This is a genomic window from Actinokineospora diospyrosa, assembly GCF_024171925.1.
Classification (GTDB): domain Bacteria; phylum Actinomycetota; class Actinomycetes; order Mycobacteriales; family Pseudonocardiaceae; genus Actinokineospora; species Actinokineospora diospyrosa.
The window spans coordinates 92756-110645 of record NZ_JAMTCO010000019.1 but is presented as its reverse complement, the minus strand read 5'-3'; the positions used below and the strand labels follow the sequence as shown (position 1 = coordinate 110645).

At 70.4% G+C, this 17890-nt stretch carries 9 protein-coding genes; 3 read left to right on the top strand and 6 right to left on the bottom strand.

The features are described from left to right. Positions 1–107 precede the first annotated feature (107 nt). Genes LV75_RS35705 through LV75_RS32110 form a run of 3 tightly spaced genes read left to right on the top strand, consistent with a single transcriptional unit; the run spans position 108 to position 6063 of the window. Positions 108–4562 (top strand): non-ribosomal peptide synthetase, encoded by a 4455-nt coding sequence (locus LV75_RS35705; RefSeq protein ID WP_253891132.1) that lies wholly within the window; start codon positions 108–110, stop codon positions 4560–4562. A gap of 4 nt (positions 4563–4566) precedes the next feature. Further along, entirely contained in the window at positions 4567–5523 is a 957-nt protein-coding gene (locus LV75_RS32115) for a helix-turn-helix transcriptional regulator (protein ID WP_253891131.1), read from the top strand. A 60-nt stretch (positions 5524–5583) separates the two neighbouring features. Continuing rightward, positions 5584–6063 (top strand): DinB family protein, encoded by a 480-nt coding sequence (locus LV75_RS32110; protein ID WP_253891130.1) that lies wholly within the window; start codon positions 5584–5586, stop codon positions 6061–6063. A 16-nt stretch (positions 6064–6079) separates the two neighbouring features. Here the strand turns inward: LV75_RS32110 and LV75_RS32105 are convergent, their stop codons facing one another. Genes LV75_RS32105 through LV75_RS32080 form a run of 6 tightly spaced genes read right to left on the bottom strand, consistent with a single transcriptional unit; the run spans position 6080 to position 17890 of the window. Then, the gene (locus tag LV75_RS32105; RefSeq protein WP_253891129.1) at positions 6080–11005 is read right to left on the bottom strand and encodes a non-ribosomal peptide synthetase; all 4926 of its coding nucleotides are present in this window, start codon (positions 11003–11005) and stop codon (positions 6080–6082) included. Beyond that, entirely contained in the window at positions 11002–11199 is a 198-nt protein-coding gene (locus tag LV75_RS32100) for an MbtH family protein (protein WP_253891128.1), read from the bottom strand. The genes LV75_RS32105 and LV75_RS32100 overlap by 4 nt, the downstream gene beginning before the upstream one ends. 46 nt (positions 11200–11245) lie before the next feature. Continuing rightward, positions 11246–12463: an aminotransferase class V-fold PLP-dependent enzyme gene (locus tag LV75_RS32095; RefSeq protein ID WP_253891127.1), complete on the bottom strand. Its 1218-nt coding sequence runs from the start codon at positions 12461–12463 to the stop codon at positions 11246–11248. Further along, positions 12460–13746, bottom strand: coding sequence for a phenylacetate--CoA ligase family protein (locus tag LV75_RS32090; protein ID WP_253891126.1), 1287 nt, complete (start codon positions 13744–13746; stop codon positions 12460–12462). The genes LV75_RS32095 and LV75_RS32090 overlap by 4 nt, the downstream gene beginning before the upstream one ends. Then, complete coding sequence (locus tag LV75_RS32085) at positions 13743–14762, bottom strand: TauD/TfdA family dioxygenase (RefSeq protein WP_253891125.1); 1020 nt, start codon at positions 14760–14762, stop codon at positions 13743–13745. Before LV75_RS32085 ends, LV75_RS32090 begins: the two co-directional genes overlap by 4 nt. Then, a complete protein-coding gene (locus LV75_RS32080) occupies positions 14759–17890 on the bottom strand; it encodes a non-ribosomal peptide synthetase (RefSeq protein WP_253891124.1) in 3132 nt (1043 codons plus the stop codon). Before LV75_RS32080 ends, LV75_RS32085 begins: the two co-directional genes overlap by 4 nt.

Genomic DNA, 17890 nt, shown 5'->3' with positions numbered 1-17890 from the left:
CGGACCACGGGGTCAGCGGCGTAACCGGGGGTGAACTGGGGGCGCATACGCTCGGGTCGTGGGGTGGCCGCTGGTTCGGGGTGCCCTGGTGAGTTGACCCGCGTGTGGTGAGCTGGGGGCGAACGGTGGTTCAGGCATCTCTTGCGCAGCAGCGGTTGTGGTTCCTCAACCAGTTCGAAGACGCTGGGGCGTTGTACAACGTTGTGGTGGGGGTGCGGCTGCGGGGGGAGTTGGACAAGACCGCGCTGGGGGCCGCGCTCCTGGACACCGTGGGCAGGCATGAGAGCTTGCGGACACTGTTGGTCGAGCGGGATGGCTTGCCGTGGCAGCGGATTCTTGAGGCGGGGGAGTATGGGGTCCCGCTGACCACGCGGCCCGTCGATGAGGCCGGGCTGATGGCGGCGTTGGTCGAGGCGGCCGAGAAGGGGTTCGACCTCGCGGCGGAGTTGCCGTTGCGGGTGTCGTTGTTCGAGGTCGGGGATCGGGACCACGTGCTGCTGTTGGTGGTGCACCACGTGGCGGTGGATGGGTGGTCCTGGGGGCCGTTGCTCAACGACGTGTCGGCGGCGTACCGGGCCCGGGTCGGGGGACAGGAACCTGAGTGGGAGCCGTTGCCCGCCCAGTACGCGGACTACGCCGAGTGGCAGCGAGAAGTTCTAGGGGACGACTCCGACCCGCAAAGCCTGATCAGCACCCAGTTGCGGTACTGGACCAAGACCCTCGCCGACCTGCCCGACGAACTGGCGTTGCCCTACGACCGGCCGCGGCCCGCGGTGTGGTCGGCGAAGGGCGACTTCGTGCCGGTGGTCATCGATGACGCCGTGCACGAGGCGTTGAACGAGCTGGCGCGGCGGACCGGGACGAGTCTGTTCATGGTGCTGCACGCGGCGCTGGCGACGTTGCTGGTCAAGCACGGCGGCGGGGTCGACATCCCGATCGGGGCCCCGGCGGCCGGGCGGGGCGACGACGCCCTGCACGAGCTGGTGGGGTTCTTCGTGAACACCCTCGTGCTGAGGGTCGACATGGCGGGGAACCCGAGCTTCGAGGACCTGCTGGTCCGGGTCCGGGAAGTGGACCTGGACGCGTTCAGCAACCAGGACGTGCCGTTCGACCGGCTGGTGGAGGAGCTCAACCCGCACCGCTCGCTGGCCCGGCACGCCCTGTTCCAGGTGATGTTCTCCCTGGAGGAGAACGACGGGACGCTGCGGCTGCCCGGGGTCGAGAGCACAGACCTGCCGGTCCACCTGCCGATCGCCAAGTGGGACCTCAACCTCACCATCGCCGCGAGCGAGACCGGGCTGACCGGCTACCTCGAGTACGCGACCGACCTCTTTGACCGCGCTACCGCACAGGCACTGGCTAACCGGCTCGCGATGATCCTCACCGCGGTCGGAGCGAACCCAGCCCAGCGAATCGGCGACATCGATGTCCTCTCCCCAGCGGAACGCGGGCAGACCCTGTTGGGGTGGAACAACTCCAGCGCCGGAACAGTGCCGGACTTGTTCGAAGCGCAGGTAGCCCGCACCCCGGACGCGGTCGCACTGGTCGACGGCAGGACAAAGTGGACATACCGAGAGCTGGAAGCGAAAGCGAATCAGGTAGCGCACTCGCTCATCCGCCGCGGTGTCGGTCCCGAGTCCGTCGTCGCGATCTCGATCGAGCGATCCGCGAACCTCATCGTGGCGATCCTGGCCGTGCTGAAAGCAGGCGCCGCCTACCTGCCCATCGACGGTCGCTACCCACCGGACCGCGTCTCGTTCATGCTCGCCGACACGCGCCCGGTGGTGCACTTGTCGAACGAGGACCTCGAGGTCGATGAACCGGACTCGCGCCCCGAGCGAACCATCTCGCGGGACAACCTGGCGTACATCATTTACACCTCCGGATCGACCGGCCGCCCCAAGGGCGTCTCCGTACCCCACGCGGGCATCGTCCGACTGGTCCGTGACGCCGACTTCATGCACCTGACCAGCGGAGACGTCTTCGCGCAGCTCTCGTCGGTCTCCTTCGACGCCGCCACCCTGGAGATCTGGGGTGCGCTGCTCAACGGCGCCACACTGGCCATACCGCCGGAGGGACCGCTCTCCGGCGCCGAGCTCCGCGAGTTCCTCAGCACCCACGGGGTCACCGCCCTCTGGCTGACCGCCGAGCTGTTCCACCAGGCCGTATCCGCCGATGTCCACGCCTTCGCGGGTCTGCGGTACCTGCTCGCCGGAGGTGACGCGCTCGCCGCACCGCAGTGCCAAGCCGTCCTCGACGCCCTGCCCTCGGTCCAGCTGATCAACGGTTACGGCCCGACCGAGAACACCACCTTCACCACCACCCACCGGATCCAGGCCCAGGACCTGGCCGGACACCACGGGGTCCCGATCGGCCGCCCCATCGCCGCCACAGCTGTCCACGTGCTCGACCAGTTCCTCACCCCGGTCCCGCCAGGCGTCACCGGCGAGCTCTACACCTCCGGCGCGGGCCTGGCCCGCGGCTACCACGACCGCCCCGGCCTCACCGCCGAGCGGTTCGTCGCCTGCCCGTTCGGCGGCCGGATGTACCGGACCGGCGACCTCGTCAGGTGGACCGCCGCTGGGGTGCTCGAGTTCGTCGGCCGCGCGGACGACCAGGTGAAGATCCGCGGCTTCCGCATCGAGCCCGGCGAGGTCGAGGCCGCCGTCCTGGCCACCCCGGGCGTCGCGCGCGCCGTCGTGGTGGTCCGCACCGACACCCCCGGCGACCGGCGCCTCGTCGCCTACGTGGTGCCGGAGGAACACGCGCGAGACTTGGCCGCCGCGGTCCGCGCCACCACCTCGGCCCGCCTGCCCGACCACATGGTCCCCGCCGCGGTCGTCCTCCTCGACGCCATCCCCGTCACCGCGAACGGCAAACTCGACCGAAACGCGCTCCCCGCCCCCGACTACGCGACGACCGCCCACCGCGCGCTAGCCACCGAGCAGGAACGCGTCCTCGCGGGCCTGTTCGCCGGGGTCCTCGGGCTCGTCCAGGTTGGACCGCACGACGACTTCTTCGTCCTGGGCGGGCACTCGCTCCTCGCCATCAAGCTGATCAACGGCGTGCGGTCCGCGTTCTCCGTGGAGGTCCCGCTCAAGGCCCTGTTCCAAGCCCCCACCGTCGCCTCGCTGATGGAGGTCATCGCGGGCAACGAGACGAGCCGACCGCCGCTGGTGCACCGGGAGCGGTCCGGACCGGTCGAGGTTTCCCTAGCGCAGCAACGGTTGTGGTTCCTCAGCCTGCTCGAAGACTCCAGCGGGACCTACAACGTTCCCGTCGCGCTACGCCTGCGCGGCGATCTCGACCCGGGGGCACTGGAGCAGGCGTTGCTGGACACGGTGATCCGCCAACGCAGCCTCCGCACGGTCATCATCGACGACAACGGCGTCCCCTGGCAGCACATCCTCGACCCCCGGGAAGCTCCCTGGACCACGGTGACAACAACCGAGCAGGACCTGCCGGGCTTGATGGCCGCCGCCGCGACACACGGCTTCAACCTCGCCGAAGAACTCCCCATCCGGGCGTCGCTGTTCGAACTCGGCCCCCAGGAGCACGTCTTGCTGCTGGTCATGCACCACATCGCGATGGACGGCTGGTCCATGGCGCCACTCTTCCGCGACCTGTCGACCGCCTATTGCGCACGGCGAGAAGGCCGCGAGCCCTCCTGGACCCCGCTGCCCGCGCAATACACCGACTACGCCGTGTGGCAGCGCGAGGTCCTCGGCGACGAGTCCGACCCGCACAGCCTGCTCAGCACCCAACTCCGCTACTGGCGCAAGGCACTCGCGGGCATCCCCGACGAACTCGCGCTCCCGTACGACCGCCCCCGGCCCGCGGTGAGCTCGCACCGCGGCGCTCCGGTGCCGATCGCCCTCGACGCCACGCTGCACCAAGCCCTGATCGGACTGGCCCAGCGCACCGGCACGAGCCTGTTCATGATCTTCCAGGCCGGGTTCGCCGCCACCCTCTCCCGGGTCGGCGCCGGGTACGACATCCCGATCGCCTCACCGACCGCGGGCCGCACGGACAAGGCGCTCGACGACCTGGTCGGCTTCTTCGTCAACACCCTGGTGCTGCGGTTCAGCACCGCAGGCAACCCGACCTTCGAGGAGCTGCTCCGGCGGGTCCGCGAGGTCGACCTGGAGGCGTTCAGCCACCAGGACGTGCCCTTCGACCGCCTCGTCGAGGACCTCAACCCGCACCGCTCGCTGTCGCGGTCAGCGCTGTTCCAGGTCATCTTCATGCTGGAGGAGTCCGGCGACACCCCGCGGTTGCCCGGTGTGGTGTGCACCGAGGAACCGGTCGAGTTCCCGGTGGTCCGGTTCGACATGTGGCTGGGGCTGACCGAGTCCCGCTCGCCGGAGGGTCGGTGCCGCGGCGTCACCGGCGAGTTGCGCTACAGCACCGACCTGTTCGACCACGCCACCATCGACACCCTCGTCACCACGTTCATCGACCTGCTGCGGGCGGTCGCCGACGACCCGAGCCGTCCACTGTGGTCGGCCCCGGCGATCGGGGCGGGCAGGCGACGGCCGGTGACGCGGCGCGAACCGGAGTAGCGCGGTGACCGGCTGGCCGGTGCTGAGCCCGCTCGCGGAGTCCCTCTACGGCTGGGCGCTGGACCGCGGCGGCATCGGCGACCACGCGGAACCCGCCGCTGACCTGGGCGCTTCCGTCGAGGACGTGACCAGGGGGATCAGCGCGCTGCGGCAGCTGCGGTTGCTCACCCCGGCCGCGTCCGCGCCGAACACCCTCGTGCCCTCCAGCCCGGACGTCGCCGCCGCCGAGCTGGTGAGCCCGATGCAGGTCGAGGCCATGGAACTGCAGCGGCGGGCCTCGGACCTGGAGGCGCGGCTGTCCTCCCTCGGCCCGATGTACCTGCGGAGTCGCCGCGGTGAGCCCGTTGACGTCGTCGACGGCGCCGACCGGGTGCGCGCGGTCCTGCGCGACATCGTGGGCCGGTGCGCGGTGGAGATCATCAGCGCCCACCCTGGAATCGTCGCCGTCGACGACTGGCTGGTCAACGACCTGGACTCGCGCGACCTGGGCGTGCGCGCGCTGTTCCAGCACCCGGTCCGGGTCAACACCGGTCTGCGGGCCGTCCTCGGTGGACTCGTCGAGGCGGGGTGCGAGATCCGCACGTGCGAGCAGATCACCGGCCAGGTCGTGATCGTCGACCGCGAGACCGCGGTCATCGCCAACCGGCCCGACGGCGCCGTCGTCATCCGCGAACCGTCCACAGTCGATTACCTCAGCCGGGGTCTTGAACGCGACTGGGCCAACGCGCTGCCGTTCGAGACCGAGGGCAGTTCCGCGCCCCGTTACGGCCCGGCGGGCGATGAGATCAAACGCGCCATCATCCGGCTGCTCGCCGCAGGGGCGAAGGACGAGCAGATCGCCCGCAGGCTCAGCATCTCGGTCCGGACCTGCCGCAGGCACATCGCCGAGATCATGGCCGACTGGGAGGTCTCCAGCCGCTTCCAGGCGGGTGTCAAGGCCACCCGGGTCGGGATCGCCTGAGCCCTAGGATTGCGTCGACCGCAGTTCACAGGCGACCGCAGTTCACACAGGAGGTTTGCGATGGGTTCGTTCGACGTGCCGCTCGACGACGACCGCACCCAGGTGGACGCCTTCATCGAGGACTACCGCGAGGCCGTCGAGGCGACCCTCGACGGCCTCACCGAGGAGCAGGCCCGCCGCAACCTCGTCCCCTCGGCCACGACCTTGCTCGGTCTGCTCAAACACCTCACCTGGATGCAGCGGGTCTGGTTCGAGGAATGCGTCGGCGGCACGCCCCGCCAGGAACTCGGCCTGGTACCGAGCCCGGACGACTCCTTCCAGCTCACCGCCGACGACACCATCGCCTCCATCACCGCCGCGCACCGCCAGGCCTGCGCCACCGCCCGAGCGGTGGTCGCCGACCTGCCCCTGGACACCGTCGTAACCGGGCACCGGAGCGGGCCGCGCACCCTGCACTGGGTGTACCTCCAGGTCCTGCGCGAACTGGCCCACCACTGCGGTCACGCCGACATCCTGCGCGAACAAGTACTGGCAGGTTGAGCCTGCTCGGCACCGCTCACGGGCGGCGCCGAGCAGCCAAGCTCGTCACCGTGCGGGCGGGACCCGCGTCCGCGAGTTGACGGGCGAGGTCGGCCACGACGGGGGCGTCGAAGACCATGCGGAGGGTAAGCCCCACACCCAGCGTCGAGCGCGCCCGGTTGACCAGCTTCGCGGCGGCCATGGAGCTGCCGCCGAGGGCGAAGAAGTGGTCTTCCCGACCCACCCCCGTCACGGCGAGGACGTCCTCGACCAGCAGACACGCCTTGCGCTCCCACTCGGTGCGCGGCGGTGACCCGCCGGGGGAGACCGCCGCCGCGGGGAGTGCGCGGTGGTCGAGCTTGCCGTTGCCGGTCAGCGGCAGTGCGTCCAGGGCGACGAACGCCGACGGGACCATGTACTCGGGTAGGGCGGCCGCGGCGTGCGCGCGTAGTGCCGCGGTGTCCGGGCAGCTCTGACCCGCGGGCGGCACCACGTAGGCGACCAGCTGTTTCTCCCCGCTCGCCGTCTGCCTTGCCACCACAGCGGCCTGGGCGACCCCTGGGCAGCCGGAGAGCACCTTGACGATCTCGCCCGGCTCGATGCGCACACCGCGGATCTTCACCTGGTCGTCGGCGCGGCCGAGGAAGTCGAGCGTGCCGTCCGGCCGCCAGCGAGCTAGGTCGCCGGAGCGGTACATGCGGGATCCCGGGGGGCCGACTGGGTCGGCGACGAAGCGTTCGCTGGTCAGGGCCGCCCGGTTGAGGTAGCCGCGCGCCACGCAGTCGCCCGCCAGGTAGAGCTCGCCGACCACCCCGGCGGGGACCGGGTTGAGCGCGCTGTCGAGGACGTAGGTCTGGCTGTTGAAGATCGGCCCGCCGATCGGCGCGGTCGCGGGCCAGGTGTCCACATCGGACGGCATCGTGTAGCCGGTGACCACGTGGGTCTCCGATGGCCCGTAATGGTTGTGCAGCCGCACCCAGGGGCGGCGGCGGTGGAAGGCGAGCACGGTCTCCGACAACCGCAGCGCCTCACCGGCTTGCAACACGTGCCGCAGCCCGGTGAGCTCGAGACCCTTGTCGTTGGCCGCTTCGTAGACGCCGCTCATGATCAGGTCGGGGGCGAACAGCTCGGTGATCCGCTCCCGGTCCAGCCACGCCGCCAACTCCGCCGGGTCGAGCCGGGTCTCCTCGTCCGGGATGTGCAGGGTCTTGCCGTTGAGCAGGGTCGCCAGGAACTCGTGGATCGAGGCGTCGAAGGTGATCGAGCTGAACTGGGCGACCCGGGCGCCCGGCTCGACCGCGATCGCGTGCCGGTTCCAGGCCAGCAGGTTCACCAGCACGTGGTACTGGACGACGACGCCCTTGGGGCGGCCGGTCGACCCCGAGGTGTAGATGACGAACGACGGCGCCTGCGGTGGCGGCACGACGTCGAGGTTCCGATCCGGGTAGCGCCCCAGGTCCTCGGCCTCGATCAGCAGCACCGGGGTCTCGGGCAGCTTCGCGCTGGTCTGGCGGTGGGCGATGGTGAGTGCGGGCGCGCAGTCCTCGACGATGTAGCCGACCCGGTCCGGCGGGAACAGGGGGTCGACCGGCACGTACACCGCGCCCACCTTGAAGATCGCCAGGAACGCGGTCAGCAGGTCCGTGGAACGGGGCAGCAGCACGCACACCCGGTCCTCGGGGCCGATCCCGCGCTCGGCCAAGAGCCAGGCGAGTTGGTTCGCGCGCGCGTTGAGCTCGGCATAGGTCAGGGTGCTCCTGGGGTCGACCACCGCCGTCAGGTGCGGAGTCCGCTCGACCTGTGCCTCCACCTGCCTGCTCAACGACTCCGACGGCAGCACCGCCGTGGTGTCGTTCCAGCCGAACAGGACCTGGCTCCGCTCGGCGTCGTCGAGCAAGTTGATCTCGCCCACGAGCTGGTCCGGATCGTGCGCCACGGCTTCGAGCACCGCGACGAGCCGGTCCACGAGCCGCTCGACGGTCGCGCGGTCGAACAGTTCAGACGCGTACTCGACCATCCCGGTCATCCCAGCGCATTCCCGCTCGCCGGACTCGTGCGCCGCTATGCTGAACAGCAAGTCGAACTTCGCCGTGTTCGTGCCCAGGTCCTCGGACATGGTGGCCAATTTCGGCAGCGACAGTGCGTTGTTCCCGGTGTCCTGGAACACCAGCATGGTCTGGAACAACGGGTGCCTCGCGTGCGTGCGCACCGGGTTGACCGCCGCCACGACGTGCTCGAACGGGACGTCTTGGTGGTCCAACGCGGCCAGCGTCGTCGAGCGCACCCGGCCGAGGAGCTCGCGGAAGCTGACCCGCCCGGACAGATCGGCGCGCAGGACGACCGTGTTGACGAAGAACCCGACCAGGTCGTCGAGCCGCTCATCCGGCCGCCCGGCCACGGCGGATCCGAGCGGGATGTCGGTTCCCGCGCCCATCCGGTGTAGCAGCGTCGATAGCGCCGCCTGCATCACCATGAACAGCGTGCACCCGCTGGAACGGGCGACCTCGGACAGCGCGTAGTGGAGATCGGCAGACACATTCAGCGCGATCCGCGCACCCTGCTGGCTACTCTTCGCCGGGCGCTGGCGATCCAGGGGGAGGGGCAGCTCCTCCGGCAGGTCGCGCAACGCGTCCCGCCAGAATCGCAGCTGCGCGGCGAAACGGCTATCGGGCTCGTCGGGGGAGCCGAGCAGACCACGTTGCCACCGGGTGTAGTCGGCGTACTGGACGGGCAGCTCAGCCCAAGTCGGTGTCAGACCCGCGCACCGGGCCGCGTAGGCGTGTTCCAGGTCCCGGCTGAACGGGCCGTCAGAGGCGCCGTCCGAGGCGATGTGGTGGAACACCAGGAGCAGAACCCGTTCATCCGCCTCGAACACGGCGGCGCGCAGTGGCAAGTCCCGGGCCAGGTCGAACGGGGCGGTCGCCATCGCAAGCAGGTCGGCGTCGAGCCGCTCAGGTGTCGTCGGCACCAAGGGGAGCGAGACGGTGGCATCGAGTACCAGCTGGTGCGGCTCGCCGTCGATCTCCGGGTAGACGGTGCGCAGCGCCTCGTGTCTGCGGACCACATCGCCGAGCGCGGCCTCCAGCGCGACGAGGTCCACTGTGGATGCCAACCGGTGCGTGGAAGGCAAGTGGTAGAGCGCTGATGGGCCTTCGAGGCTGTTGATGAGCCACAGGCGCTGCTGCGCGAACGACAGCGGCGCGCGCTCGAGTCGGTCGCTGCGGGTCAATGCCGGACGTAACGCCGGACGTGCCGCGGCGGCGCCGTCGAGGACCACGCTCAGGGCGGCGACGGTCGGCGCCTCGAACAGTGCCTTGATCGGCATCTCCACGCCGAGGGCCACCCGCACCCGGCTCGCCAGGCGCGACGCTGACAGCGAGTGCCCGCCGAGTGCGAAGAAGTCGTCATCGACCCCCACCGTCGGCAGGCCGAGGATCTCGGCAAACAGTCCACAGAGGACTTCTTCGCGGCGGGTCGTCGGCGCTCGGCCAGACCCGGCGGCGTGCGAGAAGTCCGGTGCGGGCAGGGCCTTGCGGTCGACCTTCCCGTTGGCGGTGAGCGGTAGTGCGTCCAAGCACACGACCAGCGCAGGTACCATGTACTCAGGCAGGCGTCGCGCGGCGAACTCGCGAACGGACGTGGGATCGTCGCCGGTGACGTACGCGACCAGGCGCTGGTCCCCGGCCGCGTCCGGTCGAGCGACGACGACGGCCTGCGTCACGTGTGGGTGGCGGGTGAGCGTCGCCTCGACCTCGCTCGGTTCGATCCGGTACCCCCGGACCTTGACCTGGTTGTCCGCGCGCCCCACGAAGACGAGTTGGCCGTCGACCAACGTGACCCGGTCACCGGTGCGGTACATGCGGCTGCCGGGCGGCCCGAACGGGTCAGCGGTGAAACGCTGCGCCGTGAGCGCGGGCTGCCCGTGGTACCCGCGAGCGACACCAGAACCCGCCAGGTACAACTCCGCTGTCTCCCCAGGGGCGACCGGTCGCAGGTTGCCATCGAGGACGTACGCTCGGGTGTTCGCGATCGGCTGCCCGATCGGTGTGGCTGCACCCTCGATCCGCGCCGCGGTGGACCAGATGGTGGTCTCCGTCGGCCCGTAGAGGTTGGTCACGTCACCGATGGTTCGCAGTGTGGTGGCGAGATCAGGAGGCAGCGCCTCGCCACCGACCAGTACCCGCAGCGGCGGCAGGTCCTCCGCGCGAGCGGCCAGCGCCCGCCACAGCGACGGCGTGGCCTGCATGATCGTGGCCCCCGAGCGCTGCAGCAACGCGAGCAGCTCAGCCGGATCCAGCACCGTGTCCCGATCCGCGAGGACCACCCGGGCGCCACTGATCAACGGCAGGTACAACTCCAACCCGGCGATGTCGAAAGCCACGGTCGTGACCGCGAGCCACCGATCCGCCGCACCGAGGGGGAAGCGCTCACCCATGTCTTCCAAGAAGTTCGCCAGGTTCGCGTGGGTGATCACCACCCCCTTCGGGCGGCCGGTAGAGCCGGACGTGTAGATCACGTAGGCGTCCGATGCCAACGACAGCGGCGCCCCACGCTCCACATCGGTCAGCGCGGACCCGTCGATCTCCGAGAGAGCCTCAACGTTGTCCTCGAGCAGAAGCGCACCGTCCAGACCCGCGGAGTCGGTGACCACCAGCGCAGGCTGCGCGTCTTGGATGACGTGTGCGATGCGCTCAGCCGGGTACGCCGGATCCACCGGTACATACGCCGCGCCGCACCTAAGCACCGCGAGCAAGCACACCGGCAGGTCGACCGAACGACCCAGGACGAGCGCCACCCGGTCACCCGGCTGGACTCCGCGCAGCAGCAACAGGCGGGCGAAGCGGTTCGAGCGAGAGTCGAGATCCTGGTAGCTGATCTCCGCCTCGCCCGCCACCACGGCGATCCGATCCGGTGTCCGGTCCGCCTGCAGCGCGACGAGTTCCGGTAAGGTCAGTGTCCTCATCGGATGCTCGTAGGTCGGAGATCGGTCCAGTTGGTCTCGACGTACTTCAGGGCGGCCGCCCGCTCGCCCGGCCCGAACACCGCGTTCCAGCCCGCGGGTACCGCCCGGAACGCGGGCCACAGCGAGTGCTGGCCCTCGTCGTTGACCAGCACGTAGAACGTGCCATCGGCGTCGTCAAAGGGGTTGGTGCTCATGGCTTCACTCCAACTCGACACGGTATCTCGACAGCAGAGGCCGGGGTCAGCTGTGCGCGGGACCCATGAGGCCCAGCAGCTCGTCCAGCGCCTTGTAGAGACCTTCGATCTCCGAGACCTCGTTGTAGATGTACGCCGAGACGCGCAGGGTCTCCCCGCCCGCCAGTTGGGTCACCAGGGGTTGCGCGCACATGTGACCGCTGCGGGCCATGAAGCCGTAGGAGTCGCTCAGCAGTCGGGCGACCTCCCCGGCCGGGATCCCCTTGTCCAGGCGCAGAGTCGCCAGCGCGATCCGGTCGGTCACCTCGGGCGGACCGATGAGACTGACATCGGATCGGGCGAGCGCACCGCTCACCAGCGCCTCGCACAGGTCCATGTCGTGCCGGTGGCGTTGCACGGGGTCCAGCGCTTCCAGGTAGCGGATCGCCGCGGCACTGCCGATGACCGAGGCGATCGCGGGCGTCCCCGCCTCGAACTTGTACGGGATGCGCCGCTCGACACTGCTGTCCATGTCGACCCAGTCGACCATGCCACCGCCGACGGCCAAGGGACGCAGACCCATCAGGGCCTCGCTACGCCCGTAGAGGCACCCGATACCGGTCGGGCCGAGCATCTTGTGCAGCGAGAACGCCATGAAATCGACGTCAAGCTCGCGCACGTTGACGCGCTGGTGCGGGAGGTACTGCGCGGCGTCGAGGACGATCGTCGCGTCACAGGTGGCCCGGACTTCCGCGATCAGTTCCCGCACCGGGTGGATCACCCCGGTGACGTTGGAGCAGTACGCGAGCGCCACAACCTTGGGCTGTTTGCGCAACAAGGAGCGGAAGTGGTCGCGGTCGATTCGGCCGTGAGGGTCCACTGTGGTCAGATCGAGGTGGCCGACCCGCCGCCACGGCAACAGCTGGGAGTGGTGCGCGTCCACGCAGCCGACGACACGGGCGTCCGGGCCCAGGTCGAGGCCGCTGGCGACCAGGTTCAGCGCCTCGGTGGTGTTGCGCAGCATCACCAGCTCGTTCGCCGCGGCGCCGATGTGGTTCGCGAGGACCACCCGGGACGCCTCGTAGGCGTCTGAGGCCTCTTCGGACAGTCGGTGCTTGCCGCGGTGGATGTTGGAGCCGTTGTTCGTGTAGTAGTCGGTGATCGCGTCGATGACCGACTGCGGCTTCAACGTCGTGGCCGCGTTGTCCAGGTACGAGATCGGCTGACCGTCGATCTCCCGGCGCAGGGCGGGGAAGTCGTCCCGGTACGAGTGCTGGGTGTTCACGGTGTCTCCTCCGCTGCGAGCCGGGACACACAGGACTGGAACTTGCCGCTGCGCTCACACGCGATGTAGTCCACGGCCTCGACCCGCGACGGGTTCGGCCCCAGCAATTCCGTCAACCGCTTCTCCAGCGCGGTGACGTCGTCGTCGCGCGCGGTGAGGTTGGCGATGTAGCGGAAGGTGCACGCACCGGTCGGGTCCTGCTCCAGCTTGTACAGGTCCATCCACGGCGCGTCGCCGACGACCGCGTCCACCTCGCCCGGGGTGACCACGCGGCCGTCGAGCAGCCGCACCATGTGCGTGGCCCGCCCCTCGATCCGCACCCGCGGCAGCTCGGTCCCGCAGCCGCAGGTGTCGCCCAGCGGCGTGAAGTGGTCGCCGGTGGCGTACCGGATGCGGGGGACCAGCCCGTCGTCGAGCGTGGTGATGTACAGCTCGCCCATCTCACCGTCCGCGACGGGCTTGCCGTCGCGGACGAACTCCACGTAGAAGTCCTTGTTGTTGATGTGCCGGTTGCCCAGGTGGCACTCGAACCCGAGGTAGCCGAGCTCGGACATCCCGATCATGTCCCCGATGGGCACCGCGTCGCCGAGGAAGTCCTCGACCTGGCGCCGGGCGACCCTGGTCATCAGCGTGTACCCGCTGACCACGTGCAGCTTGCTCGGCGAGGTGATCGTCCGACCCAGCCGCCGACCCCACCGCGCCAGGAACGCCAGGTGCGTCGAGTCGACCACCAGCAGGTCCGGCTGGTAGGCCTCGATCTCGTCGAACGCCTTCACCACCTGCCACTCCGGGGTGGCCAGCAGGTCGTGCGCCACGGTCAGCACCAGGGTGCCGTCCGGCAGCGTCCGGTCCGCCATCGACGAGAACCCGGTCGCGCACTCCACGTCCGAGCAGTTCGGCGGCGCGAACCGGCAGATCCTGGGCCGCGTGCCCGGCCGCCACAGCTCGTTGAAGCGCGGGTTCACGCCCAGCGCCGTCGCCTGCCGCCTGGTCAGGTCGTAGGCCAGGATCGCGCTGTTGAGGCGGTCCCCGGAGGTGCCCGAGCTCTGGAAGCGCATCACGTGCGGCGAGTTGAGGGTGTACCCCTTCGCCAGCACCCCGGCCGGGAAGTTGCGCCGGTAGTGCGACTTCGAGGTCGGCGGGATCCGCTGGAAGTCCTCCGCGCTGCGGATGTCCTCCGGCCGCAGCGCGTTCGCCTCCATGTGGTTGCGGAAGAACACCGTGCGGTCGAACGCGTAGGCGATCTCCTCGCGCACGGCGTCGAACATCGTCGAGGTGCTCATGCCATCGCCACCAACACCGAGCGGGCACCGGAGTACGGCCTGCGGCCGTGCGCGAACTGCTCGTTGTCGACGACCACCACGTCACCGGCCTCCCACAGCCGCGCGATCTCCTCGGCCGCGTACGCCGCCCTGACCTGGGCCAAGTCCTCGGCCAGCAAGGGGGATCCGTCGCCGTACATCGCGTTGCGCGGCAAGTCGTCCTCGGCGAAGTTCGACCGCAGTTCGCGTTCGACGGCCTCGGGCAGCGAGCTGACGTGGAACAGGTGCGCCTGGTTGAACCAGACCCACCGCCCGGTGGCCCGCGATCGCACCGTCGCCTGCACCACCTGCCGGGTGCGCAGCCGGTCACCACCGAGCCACTCGGCCTCGATCCCGTGGTCGGCGCAGTAGGCGGTCACCGCGGCGCGGTCGTCGGTCTGGAACGACTCCTGCCAGCTCAGGTCCACCCCGTGCCCGAAGTTGCGCACGTACATCACGCCGTGCCGCTCGAACCGCTCCCGCACCAGCCCCGGCACGCGGTCGTACACCCCGGCGCTGTCGGCCAGCGGCGTCTCGCCGCCCTCGGCCGCCGGGATCAAGCAGGTCAGGAACAGCGTGCCCGGCCACGATGCGGTGTAGGACATCTCGTTGTGCAGGGGGATGGTCAGCTCGGGCGGGTACTCTGTCGAGGTGAAGACCCGGCCGTTGACCCGCTGGCGCGGCGTGGAGCGGTTGTCGTAGTCGCGCAGCCCGCCGGTGAGGGCCGTGGCGAACTCGGCGAGCCCCTCGGCGTCGAGCGGGGCGAACCCGCGCAACAGGACCGCGCCGTGCTCGTCGCGCAGCCGGGCCAGGGTGTCGCCGGACCCCGCCAGCCACTCCCGCGGGTCCAGCCGGGCCACGGTCGGCGTGCACACCACCGCGCGGCTGCCGTCCACCAGCGGCGCGGTGGAGACCAGCGCGGCCCGGTCGACCGAGATCGACTTTCGCGCGCTCCCGAACGGGCTGGTTGTCCCGCGTGCTTCAGTGCCCTGGGTCATGACGCCACCCCCGCCCTCTCCGTCTTCTCCGCTAGGAGCCCGTCGATGAACTCGGCGAGCTCGGACACCACCGGGTTCTCGAACAGCGCGCGCAGCTTGACGTTCACGTCGAACTCCTCGCGCAGCCGGGCGATCAGCTGGGTCGCCAGCAGCGAGTGCCCGCCGATCTCGAAGAAGTCGTCGTCGGCACCCGCGCGCTGCCGCAGCAGCAGCGTGGCCATGACGTCGGCGACCCGGCGTTCGGTCGGGGTCCTGGGCTCCAGGTAGGAGGTCGACTCCTCGCTGTAGGTCCCCGGCTCGGGCAGCATCGCCGAGTCGACCTTGCCGGTGCTGGTGAGCGGGAACGACTCCAGCGCCACGAAGTGCGTGGGGATCATGAACTCCGGCAGGTGCTCGGCGAGGAACTCGCGGATCCAGTCCGCCGACCCGCGAGTTCCGTCGACGTCGGTCAGGTAGCCGACCAGGTGCGCCGCGGTGCTCTCCCCGGCCTCGACGACGAGGCTGCTGGTCACCCGGGGGTGGCTGCGCATGACCGCCTCGATCTCGCCGAGTTCCACCCGGAAGCCGCGGACCTTGATCTGGCGGTCCACCCGACCCAGGAAGTCGACGGCGCCGCCGGGCAGGAACCGGGCCTTGTCGCCGGAGCGGTACATCCGCGCGTCCGGGACCGGGCTGAACGGGTCCTTGACGAAGCGTTCGTGCTGCTCCGCCGTGCCCGACAGGTACCCCTGCGACACCGAGGACCCGCCGATCCACAGCTCACCCGGCACGCCGACCGGCACCGGCCTGCGGTTCGCGTCGAGCACGTAGACCCTGGCGTGGCGCATGGGGGTGCCCAGCGGCACGGTCGAGGTCAACGCGGCGAGCGCGTTGTCGGTTGTCTGTCCACACAGGACGCCCACGGTGGTCTCGGTCGGGCCGTAGTGGTTGTACAGCGCGCAGTCGCCGAGGAAGTCGCGGAACAGGGTGAACGAACCCCAGCCGAACGGCTCGCCGCCCACCACCAGCGCCTTGCGCGGCATCAGGGCCGCGGGCGACTCGGCGACGGCGAACACCGCGTCCAGGTGCGAGGGGGTGATCTTGAGCAGGTCGTAGTCCGTGCTCGCCATGAGCTCGGCCAGGACCTGCGCGTCCGCGGAGACCTCCGGGGCGACGACGAGCAGTTGGCCGCCGCTGATCAGGGTCGGGAACAGCGCGGTGTTGCCCAGGTCGGTGCCCAGGGTGCTCAGCGCGACCGAGTCGACCTTGCCGGTCAGGCCCAACCGGTCGGTCACGCCGTCCAGGTACGCCGCGAGCTGCCCGTGGCCGACCAGCACGCCCTTGGGGGTCCCGGTCGAGCCGGAGGTGAACAGCACGTAGGCCGGGTCGCGGTCGGTGGTGTCCACCGCGGGGCCCTCGGTGCCGCGCTCGGCGTACGCCGTGAGGTGGTCGTCGACGATCACCGCGATGCAGTCCGCGGGCAGGTCGGCGGCCGTCCGCTCGGTCGCCACGGCGTGGGTGAGCCCGGCACCCGCGATGATGGCCGACCGCCGCTTGCCCGGCAGGTTCGGGTCGACCGGCACGTACCCCGCGCCCGCCTTGGCGATCGCGAGCATCGACACGATCGCCAGCCCGGAGCGCTCCATGCAGAGACCGACCAGGGAACTCCGGCGCACACCGCGGGCGATGAGTTCGTTGGCCAGCCGGTTGGCGTCTTCGTCGAGCTCGCGGTAGGTCCAGGTGCGGGTGTCCGAGTGCAGTGCGGTCGCCTCGGGTGTGCGCCGCGCGGCCTGCTCGACCTGCCGGTGCCAGTGCACCACCGGGCTTTCCGACGGCAGCGCGGTGTTGGTGGCCGCGATGAGCGCCCGCGCGGCGTCCTCGTCGAGCATCGCCAGCGACCGCACGGCGACCGAGTGGTCACCGCCGAGCGCCGAGAGCGCCGCCTCCAGGCACACGCGCAGCGCCTCGGGACCACCCTCGGCCATTCCCTCGGCCTGGTAGCGCAGCCGCAGCCGGATCTCGCCGTCCATGCCCTGCGCGAAGAGGGTGACCTTGCCGGTGTCACCGGACGGTGCGATCCACAGGTCGGCGAGCGCCTCTTGCGCGGTGAACGCCACGTCGCTGAAGGCGAAGCCGGGAACGCTCGCCGTGTGCTGCTTGGCGGGCTCCATGGAGCTCTCGTCGGCGTGCTCGCCGGTGGTGAGCTCCATACCCACGCTGCGCAGCAGCTCGCCCAGGGTCGTCTCCGCCGAGATCGCGGCGAAGACCGGCATCGGGCATTCGAAGCGGCCGATCGCGGACACCACCTCGTGGAACGGCCGCCGGGTCAGCGTGGTGCCGACCGCCAGCTCCTCCGGTCCGCCGGTGGCGTGCCAGAGCGCGGTGATCCAGCCGGTCAACAAGACGCCGCGCAGCCCGCTGTCGGACTCGGCCGCACGGTCGCGCAACCGCCGCGCCAGGGCAGCCGGGACTGTCCACTCCAGATCCGCGTACCGGGTGTCGGTGGAGCGCAACGCGAGCGGGAGCCGCACTGGCGGCAGCTCCGCCAACCGCGCCGCCCGGTCCGCCGCGCTCCGGCGCTGCCGCTCGGTCGGGGCGCCCTCCTCGAACTGCCACTGCGCGTAGTCGGCGTACTGGACCGCTCCCTCGCGGTGCCAGGCGACCCCGTCGACCCGCGAGGCGTACGCCGCCGCCAGGTCGTGGAAGAAGATCTCGACCGACGCCGTGTCCACGCTCAACCGCGGCGCGGACAGCACGAGCGTGCGCAGCTGGTCGGTGTGGGTGAACAGGAACAGGCGCAGGTCGCACCCGTCGACCTCGGCGCGCGCCTCGGCGTCGACCAGCGCCGCCAAGGCCGCGTCGTCACCGGCGCACCCGCTCACCTGGACCCGCGGCTGCTCCTCGATCACCATGAGCACGCTGCTGTTCTCGCCGAGCACCCTGCGATAAGCCGTGCGCAGGCTCTCGTGGGCCATCGCCACGTCGTGCGCGGCGCGGTCGAGCAGGTCGAGGTCCAGGGCGGCCCGGACCGCCACCCCGGCGACGACGCGGTGCGCGCCGTCGGCCAGGTCGAGCACGTGCTCCTGCTGCTTGGACAGCCGGTAGCCGTCCCAGGTGCGCGACGCCACGTCCGCTGCTTGGTTGTTCAC